This window comes from Mycobacterium sp. RTGN5, from assembly GCF_033804465.1.
In the GTDB taxonomy this organism is placed as follows: domain Bacteria; phylum Actinomycetota; class Actinomycetes; order Mycobacteriales; family Mycobacteriaceae; genus Mycobacterium.
Genome location: NZ_JAPZLA010000003.1, coordinates 111,809 through 125,134, shown reverse-complemented (window position 1 = coordinate 125,134; position 13,326 = coordinate 111,809). Strand labels below are relative to the sequence as shown.

The 13,326-nt window shown below is 65.0% G+C and carries 16 protein-coding genes; 8 read left to right on the top strand and 8 right to left on the bottom strand.

Annotated features, from left to right (window positions below; translation table 11 throughout):
* Positions 1–103: 103 nt before the first annotated feature.
* A complete protein-coding gene (gene usfY / locus SLQ31_RS17480; RefSeq protein ID WP_319434931.1) occupies positions 104–415 on the bottom strand; it encodes a protein UsfY in 312 nt (103 codons plus the stop codon).
* A gap of 216 nt (positions 416–631) precedes the next feature.
* On the opposite strand from usfY, the gene SLQ31_RS17475 reads away from it, so the two are divergent.
* Positions 632–1,225 carry a hypothetical protein gene (locus SLQ31_RS17475; RefSeq protein ID WP_319434929.1) on the top strand — a complete coding sequence of 198 codons (594 nt, stop codon included), beginning with the start codon at positions 632–634 and terminating at the stop codon, positions 1,223–1,225.
* 9 nt (positions 1,226–1,234) lie between these two features.
* Here the strand turns inward: SLQ31_RS17475 and SLQ31_RS17470 are convergent, their stop codons facing one another.
* On the bottom strand, positions 1,235–2,503 hold the full coding sequence (locus tag SLQ31_RS17470) for a L,D-transpeptidase (RefSeq protein WP_319434927.1): 1,269 nt from the start codon (positions 2,501–2,503) through the stop codon (positions 1,235–1,237).
* A 165-nt stretch (positions 2,504–2,668) separates the two neighbouring features.
* The gene (locus SLQ31_RS17465) at positions 2,669–3,919 is read right to left on the bottom strand and encodes a L,D-transpeptidase (RefSeq protein WP_319434926.1); all 1,251 of its coding nucleotides are present in this window, start codon (positions 3,917–3,919) and stop codon (positions 2,669–2,671) included.
* 156 nt (positions 3,920–4,075) lie between these two features.
* On the opposite strand from SLQ31_RS17465, the gene SLQ31_RS17460 reads away from it, so the two are divergent.
* Positions 4,076–4,936 (top strand): NYN domain-containing protein, encoded by an 861-nt coding sequence (locus tag SLQ31_RS17460; RefSeq protein ID WP_319434925.1) that lies wholly within the window; start codon positions 4,076–4,078, stop codon positions 4,934–4,936.
* Here SLQ31_RS17460 and SLQ31_RS17455 read toward each other — a convergent pair.
* Together SLQ31_RS17455 and SLQ31_RS17450 are read right to left on the bottom strand one after the other, a co-directional pair.
* Positions 4,933–5,640, bottom strand: coding sequence for a hypothetical protein (locus SLQ31_RS17455; protein WP_319434923.1), 708 nt, complete (start codon positions 5,638–5,640; stop codon positions 4,933–4,935). The two genes, SLQ31_RS17460 and SLQ31_RS17455, sit on opposite strands and share 4 nt — an antisense overlap.
* On the bottom strand, positions 5,637–6,188 hold the full coding sequence (locus SLQ31_RS17450; RefSeq protein WP_319434921.1) for a class I SAM-dependent methyltransferase: 552 nt from the start codon (positions 6,186–6,188) through the stop codon (positions 5,637–5,639). The genes SLQ31_RS17455 and SLQ31_RS17450 overlap by 4 nt, the downstream gene beginning before the upstream one ends.
* A gap of 75 nt (positions 6,189–6,263) precedes the next feature.
* Between SLQ31_RS17450 and SLQ31_RS17445 the strand changes: the two genes are divergently transcribed.
* The 4 genes from SLQ31_RS17445 to SLQ31_RS17430 all read left to right on the top strand — a co-directional run bounded on the left by SLQ31_RS17445 (position 6,264) and on the right by SLQ31_RS17430 (position 9,998).
* The gene (locus SLQ31_RS17445) at positions 6,264–7,175 is read left to right on the top strand and encodes a cyclopropane mycolic acid synthase family methyltransferase (protein WP_319434919.1); all 912 of its coding nucleotides are present in this window, start codon (positions 6,264–6,266) and stop codon (positions 7,173–7,175) included.
* 50 nt (positions 7,176–7,225) lie between these two features.
* Positions 7,226–8,110 carry a cyclopropane mycolic acid synthase family methyltransferase gene (locus SLQ31_RS17440; RefSeq protein WP_319434917.1) on the top strand — a complete coding sequence of 295 codons (885 nt, stop codon included), beginning with the start codon at positions 7,226–7,228 and terminating at the stop codon, positions 8,108–8,110.
* A gap of 201 nt (positions 8,111–8,311) precedes the next feature.
* A complete protein-coding gene (locus SLQ31_RS17435) occupies positions 8,312–9,715 on the top strand; it encodes a DEAD/DEAH box helicase (protein WP_319434915.1) in 1,404 nt (467 codons plus the stop codon).
* 79 nt (positions 9,716–9,794) lie between these two features.
* Positions 9,795–9,998 carry a cold-shock protein gene (locus SLQ31_RS17430; RefSeq protein WP_108053573.1) on the top strand — a complete coding sequence of 68 codons (204 nt, stop codon included), beginning with the start codon at positions 9,795–9,797 and terminating at the stop codon, positions 9,996–9,998.
* Between the two features lie 67 nt (positions 9,999–10,065).
* Here the strand turns inward: SLQ31_RS17430 and SLQ31_RS17425 are convergent, their stop codons facing one another.
* Complete coding sequence (locus SLQ31_RS17425; protein ID WP_319434911.1) at positions 10,066–10,566, bottom strand: DUF5994 family protein; 501 nt, start codon at positions 10,564–10,566, stop codon at positions 10,066–10,068.
* A gap of 104 nt (positions 10,567–10,670) precedes the next feature.
* Positions 10,671–11,306 carry a TetR/AcrR family transcriptional regulator gene (locus tag SLQ31_RS17420; RefSeq protein ID WP_319434909.1) on the bottom strand — a complete coding sequence of 212 codons (636 nt, stop codon included), beginning with the start codon at positions 11,304–11,306 and terminating at the stop codon, positions 10,671–10,673.
* Between the two features lie 185 nt (positions 11,307–11,491).
* On the opposite strand from SLQ31_RS17420, the gene SLQ31_RS17415 reads away from it, so the two are divergent.
* Together SLQ31_RS17415 and SLQ31_RS17410 are read left to right on the top strand one after the other, a co-directional pair.
* Positions 11,492–12,301, top strand: a complete 810-nt coding sequence (locus tag SLQ31_RS17415; RefSeq protein ID WP_319434907.1) for a class I SAM-dependent methyltransferase — start codon at positions 11,492–11,494, stop codon at positions 12,299–12,301.
* Positions 12,301–12,486 carry a hypothetical protein gene (locus SLQ31_RS17410; protein WP_319434905.1) on the top strand — a complete coding sequence of 62 codons (186 nt, stop codon included), beginning with the start codon at positions 12,301–12,303 and terminating at the stop codon, positions 12,484–12,486. Before SLQ31_RS17415 ends, SLQ31_RS17410 begins: the two co-directional genes overlap by 1 nt.
* A gap of 5 nt (positions 12,487–12,491) precedes the next feature.
* On the opposite strand, the gene SLQ31_RS17405 is transcribed toward SLQ31_RS17410, so the two are convergent.
* Entirely contained in the window at positions 12,492–13,295 is an 804-nt protein-coding gene (locus SLQ31_RS17405; protein WP_319434903.1) for a transglutaminase family protein, read from the bottom strand.
* Between the last annotated feature and the right edge of the window lie 31 nt (positions 13,296–13,326).

Below are 13,326 nucleotides of genomic sequence, written 5' to 3'. Positions count from 1 at the left end.
TCGCTCAAACCGTAAATGGGCACGTCGGGCGGCATTCCGGGGTCGGCAAACGCCTAACCCGCGCCCGGGCAAGGCCCGGGTGCTCGATCGCAGCACAACCCCGCTACGCCGCGTGGTGATGGTGCGCGTGGTCGGGATGGTCCGACAACCAGCGACGCTCGACACGCTTCACCCGGTAGTGCTCCGCCATGATCAGCAGCGCGCCCACAATCAGCAGGCCGGCGGCCACCGACCCCAGCATCAGCAGCAGTTCATGGTGGTTGTAGGCCAGTGCTGCGATGATGCCGGCGAGGCCCAGCACACCGAGTGCGATGAGAAATAGCCCCGGCAGCCAGAGTGTGTCGATGAACGACTCGCCCGCATGCGGTTGTGTTGTTCGGGAGTGATCGACCGGATCGCGGTAGGCACCCTTCATGGCGTCTCCCTTCCGTCCAGAGACCCTTTCCAGGTTACGCCCATTGTGAGCCAGGCCACAGAACGGGGCGTGCAGCTTCGATTGACGTCAGCGTCATTTACGCTGCTGCCAGCCGACATCTCCCGGGGGGGACTTATGTACGCACCGTTTCGCGAGCCATCTCGCACCTCTCGTCTCACAGCAGCATCCGCGGCGGCAATCGTCGCCATGGGTCTGGTGTCCGCACCACATGCTGCGGCGGACATCCCGCCACCGGTGCGCGCATCGGAGATACAGCTGCAGGCCGTCGTCACCAACACCCCCGCCGGGCACACCGCCATTACCCCGCGCAGCACCCCCGCGGCGAGTGCGCTGGCCAATGAGGCGGGGCCGACGCGAGAGAACCTGCTCAATGCCGTCACGGCGATCGCAGGAGCGACGCTTTGGTACGCGGCCTCGCTCTACACATTGCCCGTTAGCATCGCCCTAGGGCTCTTCATGTTCTTTGTCTTCCCCGTCTTCAGTGCCAAACCTTCCGACCCTGCGGTCCTTTTCACTCCCTATCTGAGCCCGTTGGTTGACGTTGGCCGAGCGCTGTTTGCCCTTATCCCGCAGTCGAAGTCGGCTACCGTTGCAGCTGATTCAAGTCCGACGGCTGACCGCGCCAAGCGCGCCACGGCCAGTTCGCGGCGGACTGCCAACGCGAGCATCAATGCCTACCGGAAACCGGCAACGCACCGGACAACCAAGAGCGCACCGACCGCCGCCAAGCACACCAAGCGCACGGGTACCGCCGGCTCAGTCCGCAGCGGCATCAACCACAAATCCTGAAGCCCAACCTCACGGCTGGGGCGTGAGTGCGCTGCCCTTCAGCCATTCGCCCCACGGCAGGGTCCAGTCACCGTTCTGCCAGATCTTCAGTCCGGGGCCACCGGTGTTCTTGACCTCGACCACATCACCGGGCTGCGCGAAGTTGTAGAACCACACCGCGTTCTCGCCGTTGAGGTTCAGGCAGCCGTGCGAGACGTTGGTGTTGCCCTGAGCCCAGGTCGTCGCGTTGAGCTGATGAAGGTAGATGCCGTCGGTGCTGATCCGGGTGGCATACGGGATCTTCAGCTTGTAGCCCATCGAGGAGTCCACCGGCAGACCGTAGGTCGACGAATCCATGGTCACCGATTCGGCTTTGTCGATCACCGTGTACACCCCCGGCGGCGTCCAGAACGAAAAATCTCGTCCGGCGATGGTTTCGTAACCGCCCTTGCCCATCGATGTGGGCATGGCCCGAACCAGCTTGCCGTTGTCGAACACGCTGACCGTCTTGGTGGTGTCGTCCGCGATGGAGACGTGCGCAGCGCCAATTGTGAAGGTGGCCTTGGCATTCTCATCGCCGTACAGGCCGTCGCCGAGCCGCACCCCGAAGATGTTGGCGGCCACCGACACCGTTGTGCCGGGCGGGTAGTACGCCGCGGGCCGCCAGTGCGCGGTCTTGTCATCCACCCAGTACCACGACCCCTTGACCGGCGGGTTGGTGGTCACCACCAGGTTCCGTTCGGCCGCGACCTTGTCGGTGATGCGCTCGTCGAACCGGGCCGCGATGATCGTGCCGATGCCGTAGCGCATGTCCTCGTGGATCGGCAGACCGCCGGGCGTCTCGAGGTAGACCTGGGTGAGGTAGTCGGGCGACGCGGTCGTGAAGGTGGTGGTCCGCGCCAGTGGCACACCGCTGGCGCCCTGACTGGCCACGTTCATCGTGTAGGTGCGCCCGTACTTGAGCGGCACGGTCGGCTGCCACGACGTCCCGTCCGGCGAGAGCGCCCCGGCCAGGGTCTTGCCGTAGTCGTCGACCAGCGAGACGTTCGTCAGGCTGCCACCGACCACCTGGGCGGACACCCGGCTCAGCGGGCTGAGGTCAGCCGAGCCGCTCGCCGGTGCGACGCCCAGCAGGGGCGGCTTCGGCGGCGCCGGCGGCAACGGCACCTGCGCGGCGGCGGTGGCTGTCTTGCAGGCGTCGCCGCAACCAGGCAGCCCGGCGACGTCACTGCCCAGGACGCCGAGGAGTAACACCCCCACCACCAGGCTGGCCGTGCATGCACGACGAGAAAAGACCACCGAAATCACTCCACAACTGGTCGACGATGAGTTGCCGGCGTCACCATTGACGCCTGGAAGCATAGACGGCCACGAGGCCGTCTCGTCACTCGAAGACGGCCGACGCGGCCACCACCTGCAGCAAACGCCCAATCATTAGCGGAATTTAACTTTCCGGACCCCATCTCAGTGCAGCGCACTGCCTTTGAGCCACTCGGCCCACGGCAGCGTCCAATCGCCGTTCTGGGTCAACTTCAGCGGTGGGCCGCCGGTGTTCTTGATCTCGACGACGTCCCCGGGCACCGAGAAGTCATAGAACCATGCCGCGTTGTCGCTGCTGAGGTTCAGACAACCGTGGGAGGTGTCGGTGTTGCCCTGCGCCCACACGGTCGCGTTCAACTGATGCAGGTAGATGCCGTCGGGGCTGATGCGGGTGGCGTACGGGATCGTCTCGCGGTAGCCGAGCCGCGAGTTGATGGGCAGGCCGTACGTGGACGAGTCCATGATCACCGGGTTGGCCTTGTCCATGACGGTATAGACGCCGGGCGGCGTCCAGAACGTCAGCGTCTGGCCGTCGATCGTCTCCGAGCCGCCCCGACCCATCGAGGTCGGCATCGTGCGCACCAACGTGCCGTTGTCGAACACACTGACCTGCTTGGTGGTGTCGTCAGCGACGGTGACGTGTGCGTCTGCGATGGTGAATGTTGCCGTGGAATCCTCTTCGCCATACAGTCCGTCGCCGAGCGGAACGCCATACACGTCGGCGTGCACCGTCACCGAAGTGCCTGGGGCGTAATACCTTTCCGGGCGCCAGTGGGCATTTTGATCGTCAACCCAGTACCACGATCCACGCATCCGCGGGTTGGTGGTGACCGAGAGGTGTCGCTCGGCGGCCGCCCGGTCGGCGATGGGCTCGTCGAAATGCGCGACGACGACGGTGCCGACTCCGAACCGGCCGCCGTCGAGCGGATGCCCGGCCGGTGTGGTCAGGTACACCTCGCTCTGATCGCTGGGCACCAGGGTCTGGAAGGTCGACGACATCGTGGATGGGACGCCGCCGGGCCCGCGGGCGTCGACTCGCAGGGTGTAGGTGCGTCCGTAGCCCAATGCCACGGTCGGCTTCCAGGTCTTGAAATCAGGGGTGACGACGCCGGGCACGGGCTTGTCGGCATCATTGACCATCACGACGTGGGTCAGCAGGCCGCTCGTGGCTTCGACGGTGATCCCGCCCAGCGGGTCGACGTCGGTGGCACCGTCGGCGGGACTGAGCGCGACGGCGGCCGGATCCTTCGATGGCGCCGGCTGCGGGTTGCGGGCGGCGGCCTCGGTACGGCAGTTCTCCGGGCATCGTGGGGCGGCCGAAACGACGACACCGCCGAGCACGGCCAGTACCGCCAGCACGATCCCGAGGGACGCCCCACGGGCACGACGACTCACGCTCAAACTTTTCACTCCACGACTTTGTTAAGGGGTCGGCCACTGTTGCCGGAATACCGATGATCAATCGGGCTCTTGAAGCATAGACGTAGCGACGGGGCGCCGCGTTCGGGCAAAGGCGCGTGCCGCGTTACAACATGGACAAGACTTGGGCACATGACCGAACCCGGTGCTGCGCGTGTCGCGGTGTATCTCGACTTCGACAACATCGTCATCTCGCGTTACGACCAGGTCAACGGCCGCAACTCTTTTCAGCGCGACAAGGCCAAGGGTCTGGAGTCCGCGAAGCTGGTCCGTGCCCGTGTCGATGTGGGCGCGATCCTCGACTTCGCGTCCTCGTTCGGCACGGTGGTGCTCACCCGGGCGTACGCCGACTGGTCGGCTGACGTGAACGCTGAATACCGCGAACAGCTGGTGGGCCGGGCGGTGGATCTGGTGCAGCTGTTCCCCGCGGCGGCCTATGGCAAGAACGCCGCCGACATCCGGCTGGCGGTCGACGCCGTCGAGGACATGTTCCGGCTACCCGACCTCACCCACGTGGTGATCGTGGCCGGCGACTCCGACTACATCCCGCTTGCCCAGCGCTGCAAGCGGTTGGGTCGCTACGTCGTCGGCATCGGCGTCGCCGGCTCGTCGAGCAAGTCGCTCGCGGCGGCTTGCGACGACTTCGTCATCTACGACTCCCTGCCCGGGGTGCCGGGGTTCGAGCCGATCGCGACCGAGGAGGCGCCGAAGCGGACCAAGCGCACCAAGTCCGCTGACGCCGACCCGCCTGAACCACCCGACCAGCAGACCGCGGCGACCGCCCTGCTGCAGCGGGCGCTGCAGATCGGTCTGGACAAGGACGACGTGGACTGGTTGCACAACTCGGCGGTCAAGGCGCAGATGAAGCGCATGGACCCGTCGTTTTCGGAAAAGTCGTTGGGCTTCAAGTCGTTCAGCGACTTCCTGCGCTCGCGGACCGATGTGGTGGAGCTCGACGAGAGCTCGACCACCAGGATGGTCAAACTGCGTTAAACCGTGGAGTCGATCCAGACCGCGCGGGCGGCCGCCAGCAGTTCGCCGCCACCGGTGTACAGCGCCGAGTGCGCGCCGATCTTGCGGCCCTCATGCCAATCCGATGTCGCCACCACCACGCATTGCTCGCCCACGCGCGGTACCCGGCCGATGTGGGCGGTCATCCGGCCGAGGACCGCGACACCGCCGGGGATCCGGTTGAACGCCGCCCAGCCACCCGGGCAATCCAGCGCCGCCCAGACGATCTCGGGTCGCACGGCGCCGTCGTCGTCGGCCAGCGACTCGTCCGGTATCCACCGGTCCGCCAAAATCGATTGGCCGGGAAGACGTTTGACAAAGATCCGCAGCCCGTCACCGGCCTCGCGGTCCGGGCCACAGGTGAAGCAACTGCGGAACGGATGGCTGGCGTCGGCCAGCGCGGCCGCTGCGTCAGCGGGGATGTCCAGCACGGCCGGCACGACGTCGACAGGTTCGTCGACCACCTTGGCGACCGCTACCACTTCCCCACCGGCCGGGCGCACCTCGTAGACCGGCCCCGACTCCTCAACCAGAAGCTCCGTGTCCAGCGGAGGTGGGCGAAGCAACGTCACCTCGACCAGATCCGCCGGGACGTGGCCGGCAATCACACCGCAGGCGTAGCCGCCGTTGGCGCTGCCAGGCGGACCGTTGAATCGGCCGGCGAACATCACGGACGGCTCGGTCAACGCCGATCCCCTTCCACCCGGGCCAGCAGCCACGCCTGGCCGTCACCTTCGCCCGCGGCCAGCGCCTGCAGACCTGCGAACGCGACGTCGAGTTCCCCCGCCGCCGCACGGAAAAACCCCGGCTGCGCGCCGACCTCACTGAGCACACTGATCGCCAGCACGCCACCAGGCGCCAGCCTGTCCACCATCGCCGGGTACAGCCGCGGATCCCGAAATCGATGACACAGGATCACGTCGACCGGTGGCCCCGGCGGCAGGCCGTCGTCGAGATCGGCGACGGAGAATCGGCACCGCTCGGCCACTCCGTGGCGATGCGCCAGCTCGTGCGCCTGCTCGATCGCGACGGCCGATACGTCGACGCCCCAGACGGTCAGGCCGCGCTCGGCCAGCCAGACCGCTGCCGAACCCGCGCCGCAGGCCAAATCCAGCACCTGCCCCGTTGTCGGAAGCGCATCAACGTGGCGCGCGAATACGGCGGGAATCGCAGGTAGACCGCTCGGCCGGCCCGCGTATTTGTCGTCCCAGCGGACGCGATCGGCCTCGGCCACGTCCCTCACGGTAGCCGTGACAAACCTGTGCGCTCCGGGCCGATTGATTTCCGCACCACGGGGTAAACGCGTCGGATGTCGAAGGCAGAGTCTCAATGGCTGTCCAAGTCGGCTTCGCAGACTCGCGGGTCGGACAAGACGGAAGTCCAGTTCCACTACGACATCTCCAACGAGTTCTTCAAACTCTGGCAAGACCCCACCCAGACGTACAGCTGTGCGTATTTCGAGCGCGACGATATGACGCTCGAGGAAGCGCAGATGGCCAAGGTCGATCTCGCACTGGGCAAGCTGGGCCTGGAGCCGGGGATGACACTGCTGGACATCGGCTGCGGCTGGGGATCCACGATCATGCGCGCCGTGCAGAAATACGACGTGAACGTCATCGGCCTGACCCTGTCGGAAAACCAGAAGCGCCACATCGAGGAGTTCTGGTTCGCCAACTCAGACAGCCCGCGCCATAAAGAGGTACGGCTACAGCCGTGGGAGGAGTTCGAGGGGAAGGTCGACCGGATCGTATCGATCGGCGCTTTCGAGCATTTCGGCTTCAACAAGTACGACGACTACTTCAAGAAGACCTTCAGCTGGCTGCCCGACGACGGGGTGATGTTGCTACACACGATCATCATTCCCGAGGACGAGGAGTTCAAAGCCAAGGGTCTGCCGCTGACCATGTCGCGGGTGCGCTTCATCAAGTTCATCATGGACGAGATCTACCCCGGCGGCCGATTGCCGCTGGCCTCGATGGTCCGGCAGCATGCCGTCACCGCGGGTTACCACGTCACCCGCGAGCAACATCTGCAGGCGCACTACACCCGCACGCTGGACACCTGGGCAGCCAATCTGGAAACCAAGCAGGACGAGGCCATCGCGATCACCTCCGAGGTGATCTACGAGCGCTTCCACAAATATCTGACCGGATGTGCCGAGCTGTTCCGCAGCGGCTACACCGACATCTGCCAGTTTACGTGTGAAAAGGCAATCAGTTAGCCTCTTTTCAGTACTGCGTGAACGACTCGGCAAGAGGAGGTCGGTCCTCGATGACGGAAAGTGGTTCGGGCCCAACGAACCTGCGACCGGCCTACGAGGATGTTCAGGCGCACTACGACATTTCGAACGAATTCTTCGGCCTGTTCCAGGATCCGTCGCGCACCTACAGCTGCGCGTACTTCGAGCGCGAGGACATGTCGCTGGAAGAGGCGCAGCTCGCGAAAATTGATCTGGCACTGGGCAAGTTGGATCTGCAGCCCGGGATGACACTGCTCGACATCGGCTGCGGCTGGGGTTCGACGATGAAGCGCGCAGTGCAAAGGTTCGACACGAACGCACTCGGCTTGACGTTGAGCCGTAACCAGTGCGCACTGGGTCAGCAGCTGCTCGACGTTGTCGAGACCGATCGCTCACGGCAAATTCTGTTGCGCGGTTGGGAGGAATTCGACCAGCCCGTCGACCGGATCGTCAGCATCGAAGCGTTCGAGGCGTTTCCGAAAGACCGGTACGCCGCGTTCTTCGAAACCTGCCACCGCGTGATGCCCGACGACGGGCGCATGGTGCTGCAGACGATCATGGGTCACCCGTTGCGACGCTGGCCGGAGTTGGGCATCCCGATCGTGATGTCCGACCTGAAGTTCATGCGGTTCATCGCGAAGGAGATCTTCCCGGGCGGGGCGGTGCCGTGCGACGAGGACGTCATCGAATTTGCCGAGAAGGCCGGGTTCTCTCCTGCCAACCTGGAGTACCTCACCCCGCATTACGTCCGCACCTTGGACATTTGGTCACAGCGATTGCAAGCAGCGCGCGACCAGGCGATCGAGGCAACCTCAGAAGAGGTCTACGACCGCTACCTGCGTTATCTGGTGGGTTGTTCGGACTTCTTCGGCCGCGGCGTCTCCGAGGTCGGACAATTCACCCTCGTGAAGCGCTGAATGCAAAGAGACTGCTATGCTTGCCCCAACGTTGGCGACACGAAAGCGTCGCCGACACGTCGTGGAACACCTTCACTTCACCGGCACTTCCGGAATTCCGGGAACCGAGTTCAGCTGATTAGTGCCCCAAGCACACAGTCTCGCGGCGATCGATTTTGCCCTCCGGCAATCTCGCCACACGTTCGATGCCCGAAAGGCACCATGCAAACCGAATCAACCTTTGCGGATCTTGGCGTGCCCGCACCATTGGTGCGCGCTATGTCCGACAATGGGATTATCCAACCGTTCCCGATTCAGATCTCGACGCTGCCGGACACCTTGGCCGGCCGCGACGTTCTTGGCCGCGGCAAGACCGGCAGCGGCAAGACGCTGGCGTTCGCCATTCCGCTGGTCAGCAGGCTGACCGGCAGCACGCGCCGTCCGGCACGGCCCTCGGGTCTGGTGCTGGCACCCACTCGCGAGCTGGCCACCCAGATCACCGCGGCGCTGCAGCCGCTGGCCGAGGCCACTGGCCTGCGGGTCACCACCATCTTCGGCGGAGTGCCGCAAAACAAGCAGGTCAGCGCCCTGAGGTCCGGCGTCGATATCGTCGTGGCCTGCCCGGGTCGCCTTGAAGACCTGATGCGCCAGCGCCTGATCACCCTCGACGCTGTCGAGGTCACCGTCATCGACGAGGCCGACCACATGGCCGACCTGGGCTTCCTGCCCGGTGTCACCCGGATCTTGGCGGCCACCCCGGCCGGCGGGCAGCGCTTGCTGTTCTCCGCGACCCTGGACAACGGGGTCGACAAGCTGGTCACCCGGTTCCTGCGTAACGAGGTCTCGCACGCCGTCGACTCCGACCAGTCGCCGGTGGCCGACATGACCCATCACGTGTTCCACGTGGCCAGCGTCGACGCCAAGAAGCAACTGGTGCACACGCTGGCCTCCGGAACCGGGCGTCGAATCCTGTTCCTGCGCACCAAGCATCACGCCCGCAAGTTGGCCAAGCAGCTGACTGAGGCTGGAATTCCGTCAGTTGACTTGCACGGCAACCTTTCTCAGCCGGCACGCGACCGCAACCTGGCGGCGTTCTCCGCGGGCACTGCGCGAGTGCTGGTCGCCACCGACATCGCCGCTCGCGGCGTCCACGTAGATGACGTGGAGCTGGTCGTGCACATCGACCCGCCCGCCGAGCACAAGGCTTACCTGCACCGCTCGGGCCGTACCGCACGCGCGGGCCGGGCCGGCGACGTGGTGACCGTGGTGCTCCCCGAGCAACGTCGCGACACTCAGGCATTGCTGCGCAAGGCTGGCATCAACGTTGCACCCCAACAGGTTTCGGCCAATTCGGCGGAAGTTCAGGCGCTCGTCGGAGAGGTCGCCCCCTACCAGCAACCAGCAGTCGTTACAGTCGCCGCACCCCAGCGCCGCCCCTCTACTCAGGGCCGCCCCCCACGTGGTGGGCAGTCCGGCGGTGGTCAGCGCGGTGGCGGCCAACGTAGCGGTGGGCAGCGCAGCAGCGGTGGCCAGCGCGGCGGTGCCCCGCACAACGGTAGTCAGCATGGCGGTGGCCAACCCGGCCGTCGTCGCTCCAGCCGGCCGAGCTCTGCGGTTGGCACGTAATAGATTTCGTCCCGGCGGACCCGTCGGAGCGAAGCATTGGATGTCTTCGGGCATCTAACTGAAGAAAGAAGAAAGACAGATGGCACAGGGAACTGTGAAATGGTTCAACGGCGAAAAGGGCTTCGGCTTCATCGCTCCCGACAGTGGCGATCAGGATCTGTTCGTTCACTACTCGGAAATCCAGGGCAGCGGCTTCAAGTCGCTCGAGGAGAACCAGCGTGTTCAGTTCGAGGTAGGACAGGGACCCAAGGGCCCCCAGGCGACGCAGGTCTCCGCGGTCTGATCGAACCCCAATACCACCACTAGGGGCTGGTACGGCAATGCCGTACCAGCCCCTAGTTTTTGGTCAGCTAGCTCTTGGCGGCGTCGACGGCAGGGCCGTCCAGCGAGCGGGCCGTCCCGGCCGCGCTTTGCGCCCGCGCGGCACGGATGACCTGATCAGCCACCGCATACTCCGGAACATCGTGGTCATCACCGATGAGCGGCATCGTGGCCGCCCGGCGCATCACCATCCGCCCGAGCGCTTGGGTCGTCGTGTGTGGGATCACCAGCAGTCGCGCGCATCCGCTCTTGCCGACGATGACCATGATGCGCTGGCGACTGTCGTTCCACCGCATCGCGCGCATGGCGTTCGAGAAGTGGGCATCCAAGATCGGTGCGGCGGCGGTTGCCGACCAGTTGATGTCGATGTCGATGATTTCGCCCAGTGGCGTGTGCAGCACGTCGATCAGGTCGGGTAGTTCACTGGCCAGCGATCCGGTGCGTGGCCACCACGCTCCGTCGATCTCTCCGCCCAGAATGTCGTTGAGGCTGAGACGAACCGGGCTGGCTCTGCGGCGCGGCCCGCGCATGCCGTTCATGAGATTGCTGCTGCCGTAACGAGTTCATCCATTGGCGTTCCTCACGCAGCAGGCTGGTCGATCCGCGGACATCGTGCGAACGGACCGCCCCCAGTCTACTCTGCGGCCCGCTCCGAGTTCGCCGGACCAGCTGACTTCGGCGGTTCGACGAGTTCCCTGATCGTGGTGCAGACCGTAGTGAGGGTCCGCTCGTCACGAGTCGACAAGGTCAGCACGAACGCGCCCTGAATCAGCGCCAGCACAGCGTCGGCGAGGTCCTCGCTAGGGCGGTCTCGGCGGATGTCGCCACGTTCCTGTCCTGCCGTGAGCAGCAATGAGAGCTGCGTCTTCCACATCCCGATCTGCGTGGCCAGCTGTGGCCGGAAGTAGTCGGACGTCGCGCCCATCTCGGTGGAGAACTTCCCCGTCAGGCATGCGGTCTGAAAACCGGACTTGATGAAGATCTCCGACATGTCCTTGAAGTAGCCGGTCAGCTGGTCGACAGTGGACAGGTCGGTTCGGGTGAACCACCTCGTGAACAGCCCGCCCTGGAACCCGATATAGCGGTCCAGGACAGCTTGAGCGAACGCATCCTTGGATCCGAAGTGGTGGTAGAAGGATCCCTTCGGAACGCCGGCCTCGGCCAGCACGGCGTCGATTGTGGTCCCGTGGAAGCCGTTCTCATAGAACAGCTTGATCCCAGCGCGCAGCAGTCGCTCCTTGTGCGGGAGCACCGCTTCCTGGGTTGCCATGAGAACCGCCTTCAATATGCGCCGCTGAGGTGGGCTTTTCCACTATAGGACGGTTTCGCCGACCACTAGACCGAGTGGGCTAGACCACATCGTCTAGTTTGTGTGGCCTAGACCACATCGTCTAGACCACTTCGTCTAGACGATCTAGTCTAGCGCGCAGGGGTCAATCGAACGGAGGACCATCCATGAGCACCACGTACACCCTCGGACACGAGGACAGTGAGGTTCGCCGGCTGCTGCTACAGGGCCGGGTGTATCGGGCCGACACCAGACACGCGTTGCTGATGGCAGGCCTAAAACCGGGGATGCGGGTCCTCGACGTCGGCTCCGGGCCGGGCGACGTTTCGTTCCTGGCCGCCGAACTCGTTGGGCCCACCGGTTCGGTCCTGGGCGTCGACGCCGCCGACATCGTGCATCTGGCCCGCTCCCGCGCTGCCGAGCAGGGCTGGACCAATGTGTCGTTCACCCAGTCGGCGCTCGACGAGCTGGTGTTGGAGGAGCCCGTCGACGCCGTCATCGGACGCCTGATCCTGATGCACCTTCCCGACCCGGTCGCCGCGCTACGCCAGCTCGCCGGCCTGGTCCGTCCCGGCGGCATCGTCGCATTCGCCGAAAACGACATCGCGACGGTGCGCAGTTATCCCGAGATCCCGACCTTCCGCCTGGTCACCGATGCGGTCGCGCGGTCGTTCGAATCACTGGGACTCGATATCTCATTCGGGCCGAAACTCGGCACGCTGTTCCAGGACGCCGGGCTTGGCATCCCGCGAATGGCAGTCGGTGCGCCCATGGGCGGCGCCGACGACATCGACCTGCTGACCTATGCCGTAGAGATCTGGCGGTTGGTGTATCCGATCGCCGACGGGCTCGGCCTGACGGGCGGCGACGTACCTGCCCCCGACGAGATGCTGCCGGTGTTGCAACGCGAAGTCGGCGCCGCGCGAGCCAGCATCATGATGCCCCCGCAGATCACGGCCTGGGTAAAGGTGCAGTGATGGTCGCCATCGGAACCGGCGGTCTGTCGCCGGCACGCTTCCTGAGCCGGGTCATGGCCTGGCTGCGGGCACCCGCGTTCGCCGAGCCCGAGGGTGAAAGCCAGGGCGGGAGAAGGCATTACCCGCCACAACGGGCCAGCTTCGTCGAGCAGGCGTCGATGTCCCGGGAGATGTACCGGCTCTGACTAGCTCAGCCGATCGAGACCAGTTGATCGATCGAGTCAATGGGCAGATCGCCGTCCACGATGGCCATCACCTCCAGCCATTGGAGGTTGATCGCCCCCTTGTGGTTATCCAGGAACGCGATGTCTGCCGCGTCGCGACCGGTGGCAATCCGCACCAGCGACTGTCGTGGCGCCAGGAGGGTTCCGTCGACCACTCGCCACTGCCCGTTCACGTACGCCTCGGCGACGGCATGGAAGTCCATCGGGTACAGACCCGGCGCGTACACCGACACGACGCGGGCCGGCACGTTGACCGCGCGCAAAAGCGCGACCACCAGATGCGCGTAGTCGCGACATACGCCCGCGCCCGCCAGCAACGTGTCTACCGCTCCATCGATCGGGTCGCTCGAGCCGGGCACATAATTCAACCGGGTGCCCACCCACACCGACACCTTCTCCAACAGGTCTTCCGAGTCGGAGTAATCGCCGAATTCCGTTGCGGCAAAACCATAGAACTTGTCGGCCTCGGCGTAGCGGCTGGGGCGCAGATACATGGACAGGTCATACTCGGTGACCGGGGCGGGAAACGTCCGGCCGGTAATCGTCGCGTCGTAGGAGACCTTCAGGTTGCCCACCGGGACATCGAGTTTGTGGATGCGGTTGCCGTGCACGCCGCTGATCTCCAGCGCCGAGATCGGGGACCCGTCCAACACGAACGACAGCGCCTCGGAGACCGAAGTCCCCGGATGCGGCGCAACAGCGATCTGGAACTCCAGGGTCGTCGGGGCGGTGATCTCGACATCGAGTCTCGCGCCCACTTCACGCTTCATGTCAACAATGATGATGCAACGATCCTCAACG